The sequence below is a fragment of the Cohaesibacter celericrescens genome, assembly GCF_002866925.1.
Lineage (GTDB): Bacteria > Pseudomonadota > Alphaproteobacteria > Rhizobiales > Cohaesibacteraceae > Cohaesibacter > Cohaesibacter celericrescens.
In genome coordinates, this window is record NZ_PKUQ01000001.1 from 510594 (window position 1) to 522028 (window position 11435).

Annotated in this window: 8 protein-coding genes; 5 read left to right on the plus strand and 3 right to left on the minus strand. The window is 51.4% G+C overall.

Translation table 11 applies throughout. The features are described 5' to 3' along the window. The first annotated feature begins 125 nt into the window (after positions 1 to 125). The 3 genes from C0081_RS02490 (at position 126) to C0081_RS02500 (ending at position 3187) form a co-directional block, all read left to right on the plus strand. A complete protein-coding gene (locus C0081_RS02490) occupies positions 126 to 1085 on the plus strand; it encodes a mitochondrial fission ELM1 family protein (protein WP_180966725.1) in 960 nt (319 codons plus the stop codon). A 75-nt stretch (positions 1086 to 1160) separates the two neighbouring features. Then, complete coding sequence (trxB, locus tag C0081_RS02495) at positions 1161 to 2105, plus strand: thioredoxin-disulfide reductase (protein WP_101532200.1); 945 nt, start codon at positions 1161 to 1163, stop codon at positions 2103 to 2105. A 179-nt stretch (positions 2106 to 2284) separates the two neighbouring features. After that, entirely contained in the window at positions 2285 to 3187 is a 903-nt protein-coding gene (locus tag C0081_RS02500) for a LysR family transcriptional regulator (RefSeq protein WP_210200370.1), read from the plus strand. Positions 3188 to 3550: 363 nt separating this feature from the next. Here C0081_RS02500 and C0081_RS02505 read toward each other — a convergent pair whose 3' ends face one another. Beyond that, positions 3551 to 5527, minus strand: a complete 1977-nt coding sequence (locus tag C0081_RS02505; protein ID WP_180966726.1) for a sigma-54-dependent Fis family transcriptional regulator — start codon at positions 5525 to 5527, stop codon at positions 3551 to 3553. A 284-nt stretch (positions 5528 to 5811) separates the two neighbouring features. Here C0081_RS02505 and adh point away from each other — a divergent pair, with 284 nt between their 5' ends. Next, on the plus strand, positions 5812 to 7359 hold the full coding sequence (gene adh / locus C0081_RS02510) for an aldehyde dehydrogenase (RefSeq protein ID WP_101532203.1): 1548 nt from the start codon (positions 5812 to 5814) through the stop codon (positions 7357 to 7359). A 103-nt stretch (positions 7360 to 7462) separates the two neighbouring features. After that, entirely contained in the window at positions 7463 to 7822 is a 360-nt protein-coding gene (locus C0081_RS02515) for a DUF779 domain-containing protein (RefSeq protein WP_101532204.1), read from the plus strand. A 72-nt stretch (positions 7823 to 7894) separates the two neighbouring features. Here the strand turns inward: C0081_RS02515 and msrP are convergent, their stop codons facing one another. Beyond that, on the minus strand, positions 7895 to 8908 hold the full coding sequence (gene msrP / locus C0081_RS02520) for a protein-methionine-sulfoxide reductase catalytic subunit MsrP (protein ID WP_101532205.1): 1014 nt from the start codon (positions 8906 to 8908) through the stop codon (positions 7895 to 7897). A 439-nt stretch (positions 8909 to 9347) separates the two neighbouring features. Beyond that, on the minus strand, positions 9348 to 11408 hold the full coding sequence (locus C0081_RS02525; RefSeq protein ID WP_101532206.1) for an elongation factor G: 2061 nt from the start codon (positions 11406 to 11408) through the stop codon (positions 9348 to 9350). Positions 11409 to 11435 lie beyond the last annotated feature (27 nt).

Below are 11435 nucleotides of genomic sequence, written 5' to 3' on the forward strand. Positions count from 1 at the left end.
TGGTTTCTTATCATAGACATAAACGGACCAAGATGGGAAGTTTTGACACATTTTTGTTCTCATTTCTGACATAGATCAACATTTTTGTGAATGATTCGGAATAATACAACCTGAAGGAGAACAGCGTGACGGCTGACGGCGAGCGTAAGATCTGGCTATTGAGCGACGGCAAAGCAGGTGATGAAAACCAGTGCCTTGGTGTGGCTGAACGCTTGGGTGGCGACATCGAAATCCGCCATGTAAATCCGAGTAAATTCTGGGCTATGGCCATGCCGTGGGGACCCATCCCATTTGCCGATCATCCAGACCGTGAAACATCGCCGTTGCACGGGCACTTCCCCGATGTTGCGATCGCGTCAGGCAGGCGCGCAGTTTCCTATTTGCGGACTCTGAAAAAAGCCAGCCCTCAAACACTCACTGTCTTTCTCAAAGATCCGCGCACGAACTCACTCAATGCCGACCTCATTTGGGTACCCTTTCATGATGCTAGGCGCGGCAAAAATGTCATGGCGACACTCACCGGACCACACAGAGTGACGACGGAAGTTTTGCGCCACGCACGCACGACCGGTCCACAAGCTTTGCATCATTTACCAGGGCCAAGTGTGAGCCTCATTCTGGGTGGTGACACAGCAAAAGAACAGTTCGGCAAAGCCGCATCACGTCGATTGGCGCGCTATTTGTCGGACGTTCTACCATCCCATTTCTCGGTTATGGTCACCCCATCCCGTCGCACGCCGGATCACCTGATGGCGGCCGTTCGGCAAGCCTTGCAAGGACGACCGCACTGGATTTGGGACGGAGAAGGAGAAAACCCCTACTTTACAATGATGGCACTTGCGGACGCGATTATCGTCACCGCAGATTCGCACTCCATGTTGTCAGACGTGCTTGCCACGTCAGTGCCAGTCTATATTTTTGAACCAGATGCCTATCCAGAAAAACTCAAACGAACAATTGATCAACTTGTTCAGCAGCCTTGGGTGCAACGCCTTGACGGTCCGCTAGAAACCGGAGACCGTGCGCCTATTGATGCAACAGAATTGATTGCAGACGAAATTCGGCATCTGCTAAAAGACACTTGACCTATCCTAGCCGCTAATTGGAAAACACCCAGACATCGACCGATCACAAACATTCCGATAGAGAAAGAAACACCGATGCACAGCAAAGTCTTGATCATTGGCTCCGGTCCAGCAGGATACACAGCCGCGATTTACGCCGCACGCGCCATGCTGGAACCAACCCTTGTTGCAGGAATGCAGGAAGGCGGTCAGTTGACTATCACCACCGAGATCGAAAATTATCCCGGCTTTGCAGAGGAAATACAGGGCCCTTGGTTGATGGAACAGATGAAAGCACAGGCTGCCCATGTCGGCACCAAGCTCGTATCAGACATCATCACCGACGTTGACCTGTCATCGCGCCCCTTCAAGGCCAATGGTGACTCCGGTACCCAATACACCGCAGACAGCATCATCATCGCAACGGGTGCTCAGGCACGTTGGCTGGGGTTGGAGTCAGAGACGAAATTCCAAGGCTTTGGTATTTCGGCCTGTGCCACCTGCGATGGTTTCTTTTATCGCGGCAAAGAAGTGTTGGTCATTGGCGGTGGCAATACTGCAGTGGAAGAGGCGCTATATCTGACCCACCACGCCGACAAGGTGACGGTGATCCACCGCCGAGACGAATTCCGTGCCGAAAAAATTCTGATCAACCGGCTGGAGAAAAACCCCAAAATTGATGTGATCTGGGATACCGTCGTGGAAGAGTTTGTCGGTAAAGAGGGCTTCCCTCCCAGTGTCACAGGGGCAAAATTGCGCAATGTAAAAACCGGTGAAGTGACAGAAAAGACCACAGACGGCATCTTCGTCGCAATCGGCCATGCGCCCGCTGTTGATCTGTTCAAAGAGCAATTGCAGATGAAAGACAATGGCTACGTTTGGACCGCGGCTGATTCGACAGCCACCTCCATACCCGGGGTTTATGCCGCAGGTGACGTCACAGACGATAAGTATCGCCAGGCCGTAACCGCCGCCGGTATGGGCTGTATGGCGGCTTTGGAAGCCGAACGTTACCTCGCAGAGCTGGAAGACTCTGAATAATAACGGATTTTGCCCAACAAATCAGCGTGTAAGCTCTCCTTTGCCCTTTGATTTGCCAAACAAACTTATTAGACTAAGGGCTACGCCAGAAACTGCATATCTGGAGTAGCCCAAACGCATAGCACGCGTTATGGATTCTAAAGTGATAAATCTTGAAGGTTGCCCGCTGGGCAATCCCTTTGGAGGGTGAGATGGATTGGGACAAACTGCGGATTTTTCACGCGGCAGCCGACGCAGGCAGCTTTACGCATGCTGGCGACAAGCTCCATATGAGCCAATCCGCTATCTCTCGACAGGTGAGCGCTCTTGAAGCGGATCTAGGCGTCACTCTGTTCCATCGACACGCACGCGGTCTCATCCTGACAGAACAGGGTGAATTGCTCTATCGTACAGCTCATGAGGTTCTCATGAAGCTGGAAACCGTGAGAACCCATCTTTCAGACTCCAAAGAGAAGCCAACAGGAGAATTGCGTCTAACAACGACTGTTGGACTTGGGTCGGCATGGGTAACGCAGCATTTGCCGGAATTTCTCGAACTGTATCCCGGCATTTCTTTGAACTTGCGCTTGGAAAACGAAGATCTCGATCTGGGCATGCGTGAGGCTGACGTCGCAATCAGGCTGCATCAACCCACCCAACCCGATCTTATTCAGCGCAAACTCTTCACCGTGCATTTCCATATGTACGCATCACCGGAATATCTCAAGAAATTCAGTCAACCAAAGTCCATGAATGATCTCAATGATCATCGCCTGATTAGCTTTGGGGATAGCCACCCAGGTTACCTCAAGGACATGAACTGGCTGGAAACCGCAGGGCTGCCTCCCGGGCAGCGGCGCACGATGGCCTTAAAGGTCAATAATATTCTTGGGATTCGCAGCGCAGTGATGCGCGGAGCAGGGATAGCAATTCTTCCCGATTACGTCGTGCACCCACGGGACAATCTGGTTCAGTTGCTCCCAAGTGTGGAAATGCCAAGTTTTGAGACCTATTTTGTCTACGCAGCCGAACTTAGGAACTCAATGCGCATCAATGCCGTTCGCGACTTTTTGCTCTCAAAAGCAGCCAGCTGGCACTATTAATTCGTTTCTATCGCATTTTTAGATGAATTCTCGCGTTGCAGAATTTTTTTGCACGTACAGTACGCATTTGCACGTAAAGCTATGATCTCGACGCATAGCAGACTTGCGCCATAAAATGTTGCATATAGACTAAATAATAGGCATATACGCATCAGCTGAAGGCAATCATCGTTGCTAACTCCTCCCAGCGACGATATTTGTAGCCAGCTGTTCCCCTCTGGAAGGTGATTGCTCCGTGCAAATTGCGCGGATTTACTTCAAAGCCGGACTAATGTCCGGCTTTTTTTTTGCTTTGAATCCTGACCCAGCACCTTCCCTTGAATGATTAAAAATTATGCACTAATTTTTCTGTCTAATTTCTGATCAATTTTTTCGCCGAATATTATGCTGTTTCATTTTTCTATAAAGCGTATTGCGCGACAGCCCCAAAGCGGAAGCGCACAGACTGACATTCCATTTGGATTGCGATAAAGCCTGCTCAATCGCGTATTTTTCATAATTGGAAAAGTCCAAGGCCGAAGATCTACTGTCCAACACAGGCTGAGCCTCAGAATGATCAGCTTGACCAGCCGTAGGACATGTTTCGTCCTTCTCAATCATCTGCAAATGCTCCGGCGCGACAGGTTCTCCATCGGCCAAAATGGAAGCCGTCTTCAGAACATGTTTCAACTGTCGAATATTGCCGGGCCAGTCATAAGAGCGGATCATCGCTTGCGCCGCGATCGAGAAATGGGCCTGATTGGCAAAATCCATTTCCGGAAGCAAGCGGCCAATCAAATAGGCCAAGTCGCTCCGGTCACGTAGAGGCGGCAGGCTTACCGTAAACCCACAAATACGATAATAGAGATCTTCTCTGAACAGCCCTTCTTTACAAAGCTTTTCCAACGGCTGATGGGTCGCAGCCAACAGCCTGATATCAAGGTCCACACCCACCGAACTGCCAAGAGGCGTAACCTGACGGCGTTCCAGCACCTGCAATAAACGGGTTTGCGCAGACAAAGGCATATCACCGATTTCATCAAGCAACAGCGTTCCACCGTTGGCCGCCAGAACTTGGCCCTTAAACCCGCTGGCTTGCGCCCCCGTAAACGCCCCCGCCTTGTAACCAAACAGTTCACCTTCGATGAGATTTTCAGGCAATGCACCACAATTAACCGCAATGAAAGGAGCATCAGCGCGACCGCTTGATTGGTGCAGGGCGCGGGCAAAACTGTCTTTCCCCACCCCAGTCTCTCCAACAATCAACAAAGGCACATCATGCTCTAATAATTTACCAGCCTTCTTGGCCAAAGACAGCAATTGACTGTCCTGCCCCACCAAACGCTCCAGAGCGTCGCTGCTATGAGGTTTGGTGTGCGATTTGGAGCGAGGACCCTTGCCTTTACGATTGGGGCGAGAAACAAAGCTACCCACTTTAACCCGCCCTGCCCTGGGGCCAATCAGGCTGGCGTGGATATTGCGATGGTTACTGGCATAGTCAGTATGCACTTGCAGGCGGGTGGGTGCATGCCCCTCCTCGGCCAAGCGGTCCGCCAATTGGCCCGGTTCCACCTCGAACAGATGCCCAATGTCAGCCCCGACGACCCCTGACCGATCAGGCGCGGACAAATGCTTGATGGCCTGTTCATCAGCACCAATAATACGCCCATTCTGATCCAGTGCTAAAAGCCCCTCTTCTAGCAATCCGACCCGCTCCACATCGCGATGGAACCGCAAGATCCACTGGTCGGCAAAATGGTCTTGAAAATTACGGCGCGTGATCAAGCGTGCAGACATCTCTAGCAGCGCACGTGTATGTGCCAAAATCTCCAGATCGTCGGTTCGGCCAATGCTGGAGACGTCAAACAAAGCCAAGACATCTCCTTCGACATCAAACACGGGTGCCCCCGTGCAGGTCAGGCTGGCGTGATCGTTATGAAAATGCTGATCACGATAAATGGTCAAAGACGTTTTTTCACGGATGGCAGTCCCGATCCCATTGGTACCCTCGCAAGCCTCGCTCCAATCGGCACCCCGCCGCAAGCCTGATTGCCGAAACAGATCTTCCAATGCCGATTGCACCGCAAATTCGATGATGGTGCCGCTGCGGTCGGTCAGGATAACCGCATGACCTGAACCAACAATATTCTGAAAGATATGCTCCACTTGAGAGCGGCAGGCCGAGAACAGAGGTCCCAGAGTTTCAATTGAGTCCCGAACCTGCTCGCGTCGAACCACCGTTTCAGAACGCTTGCGCCACTGATCCAGACCATAATCATCGCGACAGCGATCCCAAGATGCAGAAATGGTTTTTTGATCGCGCACGGTCACCCCTGCGCGGTTCAATTGATTGCTTGCCAAATTTTCCTCCCATGCCCGGCATCCATGCTTATTGAGCGGATTTTCCGAACCCCAAAAGCCTAACATGGCCAACCTTCATGCACAAATGTCGCAGTGCAGAGAGATCACGCAAACTGCGACAAATTGTCACTTGCCCTACCAAGCGCAGCACAAACTGTCCCGTTTTCGTGACACACCAAAGTCGTATCAATTTATATATTTCAATCACTTAATGAGTTGGCACGAAACTTCCTATGTAGAGAGCATAACACTATCCACATAATGTTCGATCTGGGAGGATACATATGAACATAGTCAATTCAAATACCCGCAGCGCTGCACTGGACACATCGCATCTGGATGTTCCATTCCCCTTCAAAAGCCGTTATGGCAACTTCATCAATGGACAATTTGTAGAGCCAAAATCGGGCCAGTATTTTGCCAATCCAACACCTATTTCGGGCGAGATCCTATGCGAGATCGCACGCTCCAACGCCGACGACATCGAAGCCGCGTTAGATGCTGCGCATGCAGCATTTCCTGCTTGGGGGCACACATCGCTCACCGAGCGTTCGAACATGTTGCTGAAAATCGCTGATGTCATGGAAGCCAATTCCAAGCTTTTAGCAGTGGCTGAAACCATGGACAATGGCAAACCGATCCGCGAGTCCATTGCTGCAGATGTGGCATTGGCCATTGACCATGTCCGTTATTTTGGCGGCGTGCTACGCGCTGAAGAAGGGTCGATTAGTGAAATTGATTCCAAAACATTTGCCTATCACATCAAGGAGCCTCTGGGGGTGGTTGGCCAGATCATCCCATGGAACTTCCCGCTTCTGATGGCGATCTGGAAAATTGCGCCCGCACTGGCAGCCGGTAACTGTGTTGTCCTCAAACCTGCGGAACAAACCCCTGCCTCCATCATGGTGCTAATGGAACTGATCGGCGACATGCTGCCACCGGGTGTGCTCAATATCGTCAACGGCTTTGGCCTTGAGGCTGGCAAGCCATTGGCGTCGTCCAACCGCATTGCCAAAATAGCCTTCACCGGCGAGACCACCACCGGCCGTCTGATCATGCAATATGCATCGCAGAACATCATTCCGGTGACATTGGAGCTGGGCGGCAAAAGCCCGAACGTCTTCTTTGCCGATGTTATGCAAGAGGATGATGCCTTCTTTAACAAATGCCTTGAAGGCTTTGCCATGTTCGCTCTCAATCAGGGTGAAGTATGCACCTGCCCAAGCCGCGTCTTGGTGCAAGAAAGCATCTATGATGCCTTCATGGAAAAAGCGGTGGCCCGTGTGGCTGCGGTTAAACAGGGCAACCCGCTGTCGATGGACACCATGATCGGCGCGCAGGCCTCGGTCGAACAGATGGAAAAAATCTCTTCCTACCTGGAGATCGGCAAACAGGAAGGCGCTGACGTTCTGACGGGCGGCAACGTTGCGCATTTGGGTGGCAATTTGGAAAACGGCAACTACATCCAGCCAACCATCTTTGCTGGGCACAATAAGATGCGTGTTTTCCAAGAGGAAATCTTTGGTCCGGTGGTCTCGGTGACCACCTTTAAAGACGAAGCCGAAGCATTGGAAATCGCCAACGACACCCTCTATGGGCTGGGCGCTGGTGTTTGGACCCGTGACGGCACCAAAGCGTTCCGCATGGGGCGCAACATTCAGGCTGGCCGCGTCTGGACCAACTGCTACCATGCTTATCCGGCACACGCTGCATTTGGTGGCTACAAGCAGTCCGGCATTGGTCGCGAAAATCACAAGATGATGCTCGACCATTATCGTCAAACCAAAAACCTGCTGGTGTCATATGACGACAATGCACTCGGCTTCTTTTGAGTCTCCCAAGACTGTCGCTTGATGTGACTGACCAAAGCCCAGGGCATCAGGGTCAACCCCTGATGCCCGACTGCATTTGTGACGACCAAGGAGGAGGGATTTCATGAAGGACAAGCCAGCACCAAGCGTAACGGCGACAGAGCCCGCAATTGCGCTCTTGCGCCAACTGAAAGCCCAGTATGGTGAAAAACTTATTTTCCATCAATCCGGCGGCTGCTGCGACGGCAGCGCACCGATGTGCTATGAGGCCAGCGATTTTATGCTCGGGGACAATGATGTGAAGCTCGGAGAGCTTGACGGCGTGCCCTTTTATATCGGTCGCGATCAGGGCGAACGCTGGGGAGCGACCAACCTGATCATCGATGCTATTGCCGGCAATGGCGGCATGTTCAGTCTCGACAATGGTACAGGCAGGCGATTTCTGACACGATCCGAGGTCTGTGCTGCGCCAACAAGTGATTAATGAGCCAAACAAAGGAAAGGCTGCCAATCATATAATTGGCAGCCTTTTTCACGCGACAAAAGCGGGGACTTTCTAGCGGAACAGAATTTCTGTTTTACCCAATTCCTTATATAAGTGAGCCACTTGATCGGCATAGCCATTATACATCTGCGTCGGAATTGTATCATCGGTGCCCAGCACCGTTTCATTCGCCTGTGACCAGCGAGGATGGCGCACTTCAGGATTTACATTGGCCCAAAAACCATATTCTTTGGGCGCCAATTGCTCCCAAAAACTCACGGGGCGCTGGTCAGTAAAGGTGAAGCGCACGATCGACTTGATGGATTTGAAGCCATATTTCCAAGGCAAGGCCAAACGCAAAGGCGCACCAAACTGCTTGGCCATCGGCTTGCCATAGGCGCCAGTGACCAAAAAGGCCAATTCGTTCATTGCCTCTTCGATCGACACCCCTTCAGTGTAGGGCCAAGGATACCAGCTTTGCTTCTGGCCACTGGCCACCTGACTGTCTTGGAAGGTTTCCATTTGAATATATTTCGCACCAGACAGTGGTTTGGCCTTTTTCACCAGATCAGCAAAAGCAAACCCTGTCCAAGGAATGGTCATGGACCACGCCTCAACGCAGCGGTGGCGATACAGCCGCTCTTCTAGGCTCATTGCGCGAATGAGGCTGTCAATATCCAGCTCCATCTCCTCTTCCACCAAGCCGTCAATTTTAACCGTCCACGGGCGGGTCTGAAGCGCTTGCGCGGCTTTGCTGATATGTTTGTGCGAGCCAAACTCATAGAAATTATTGTAAGTGGCGTTAACCGTCTCATCCGTAACCGCCCGCTCGAGCTTGTAGGCCTCATTGCGCTTGGCTGGATAGAGATCCATCGTCGGATCTTTATAGTCCGAGGTGCTGGTGGATTGGGTCATGTCATCGGCAACATCATGCGCCACCTCGCTGTTGCACCCAGCCAGCGACAAGGTAGCCCCACCAATGAGCAACGACGACCCGCGCATAAATTTACGACGGTTCATATAGATCTGCTCGTCGGTAGCGAGGCTCTCTTTCACGGACCACGGGCGAAACGCTTTTATCAACATGACATGGTTCTCCAACACTTCCTCATGGTTCAAGACTACCCGCCCCAACTGCTCGCGTTCAAATCACCATCTCGTGTGGTGTTACTTGAGGGACAACAGTATCGCCGTTCATTCGCTGTTCCGCGTCGACAGTAAGGTTAGACTTTCTTAAAGTCGGCCCTTTATCTTGTACTGTAAAAAAGTGGCAATCATGGCTACACTTCTCTACCATCGCGCACGTGCTAACAATGCTTGCAGCACCATACTCCTTTAAGAGTTGCCGGTTTCCCTGAGCTATGCGCTCGATCTTACTCAAGGCCAAACGCTGGGGTATTGTGTTCGATAAAGGCCCTCAAAAAAGGCTTAGGCAAACGCCTCCGGCTGCTGCCTAATGACACCCGAACCCCATAGAAAAACGGGGCAGTAGCCCCGTTATTATAGTGGTGTGTCTTGCTAAAGCTTATTCAGCAGCCTTGGCAGCCTCGATAACAAGATCAGAATTGCGTCCGGTCAACTCTTGCATGTGATCAAAAACAGCCTCGAATGAAGCAACCCCTGCCGAGACAGACCGAAGTTCAATGATCAAATTACCGATCTCGGACTGAGGCATTAGAGATTCAACAATATCCCACCCCTCCCAATCAGGACGGGCGTCATAGCCCAGAAGTTGACCACGTCGGGCCGCCACGATGGTGTTGACCTTGGGTGTTGCATCGTTAGGAACCGCAATCTTCACATTCATGATGGGTTCGAGCAAAACCGGACTACAGTCTGGCAGTCCCTCACGCATTGCCAGTGTTCCGGCAGACCGGAAGGCCTGATCCGACGAATCCACCGCATGATAGGATCCATCACTGAGGTTAACAGCAACATCGACAACTTCAAAACCAGCCAATGGTCCTTTCACAAGGGCATCTTTGACACCATTTTCGACAGACCCAAAGTAGTTTTTGGGCACAACACCGCCAGTAATCGTCTGAGTGAAAGCAAAGCCTTCACCACGATGCAGGGGTTTAATATCAATCAGGACATCCCCAAACTGACCATGCCCGCCAGATTGCTTTTTATGACGCCCGCGCACACTGGTAGATTTGCGAATGGTTTCCTTATAAGGCACAGCTGGGTCTTGGCTTTCGATGTTGATCGAATATTTTCCTTCAAGCCGCTCCAGCGCCACACGCAAGTGCATTTCGCCCTGACCATACAGAATGGTCTCACCGCTATTCTGATTTTGCTCGATCAGTAAAGACGGATCTTCTTCCGCCAGTTTTTGCAATGTTGCATGCAGCTTGACCTCGTCACGATGTTCTTTTGGCCGAACCGCCATGGCATAGACAGGTGCAGGCAATGCATGGCTATCGAGCGCATCAATCCCGGCCTTGGATGTGGTCAGGGTTATACCGGTGTGGGCATTATCCAATTTCCCCAGCGCAATGACTTCACCAACATCCGCTTGGTTGTCCTTGATGGTTTTTTGCCCCTGAACATGGAACAAACCGGACATACGGCCGATTTCATCTCCGTCCGCGCCATAAAAAACATCCCCGTCTTTGATGGATCCTTTCAGGATGCGCGAAATAGACAATTTCCCACCGTGGGATGTGTGTATGCTCTTCATCACTTGCAGAATAGCTGACCCATCGGTTGGCTCAGGACAAGACAGTCGTTTTGCTGTGGTCTCAATGCCGGGGCCTTCGTGACGCAACACTTTGAGCAGCCGCATGATACCATTTTCTTGCTCCGCAGCGCCAATCAGAACCGGAACAACCTGTCCCTGTCGCATTTCTTCAACCAGATTTTCAAAAACCTGATCTGCGGAAGGTTCGCGATCTTCCAGCAATTGTTCCATCAAAACATCGTCGTAATCGGACAGTGTTTCGAGCATAGAATAACGCGCGTCCCATTCGCGTTCTTGATCGGTTGCACTCATATCAACCAGTTCACTGGGGGCATGCTCATTATACATAAAGGCACGTTCAAGCGCTAAATCGATATAACCGATGGCGCTTTCGGCTTTCCAAATGGGAATTTGTCGCAACAACAGAGGCGCTGCACTTGCCACTTGCAAAGCCTCAACCATCTCACGCACACGGCTGGTGCATTTATCCATTTTGTTCAGGAAAAGAATGCGGGGAATATTGCGCTCTTCGAGGCTCTTTAAAATGACCTGCAGCGCCGGGATCTTCTTCACATCCGGTTCGCAAACCACAACAGCCAAATCAACTGCGGACAGCGCCGGTTGGCTTTCAAACTGGAATTCGACAGATCCTGGACAATCAATAAAAGTGTAGGTGTCATCCATAAAGTCTGTTTCAGCAATGTTCGCCTCCACAGACATATGGTGGGCTCGGGCTTCGTTCGAACTGTCGCCGACGGATCCTCCAGCATCGACTGATCCGAATTTATTCACAGCGCCAGTGCGTGCCAAGATGGCTTCAAGGAGAGTAGTTTTACCGCTTCCAAAGGGCCCTACGATCGCTACGCAACGTGGACCCTCGACTCTTCTGCCTGCTTGTCCCATGGCAGATCCTCCTTTCTGTTTGGTATG

Bases quoted from the DNA above. Each gene is read 5' to 3' on its own strand.
- C0081_RS02525 (WP_101532206.1), bottom strand. From the start codon at position 11,408: ATGGGACAAGCAGGCAGAAGAGTCGAGGGTCCACGTTGCGTAGCGATC.
- adh (WP_101532203.1), top strand. From the start codon at position 5,812: ATGAACATAGTCAATTCAAATACCCGCAGCGCTGCACTGGACACATCG.
- msrP (WP_101532205.1), bottom strand. From the start codon at position 8,908: ATGTTGATAAAAGCGTTTCGCCCGTGGTCCGTGAAAGAGAGCCTCGCT.
- C0081_RS02515 (WP_101532204.1), top strand. From the start codon at position 7,463: ATGAAGGACAAGCCAGCACCAAGCGTAACGGCGACAGAGCCCGCAATT.
- trxB (WP_101532200.1), top strand. From the start codon at position 1,161: ATGCACAGCAAAGTCTTGATCATTGGCTCCGGTCCAGCAGGATACACA.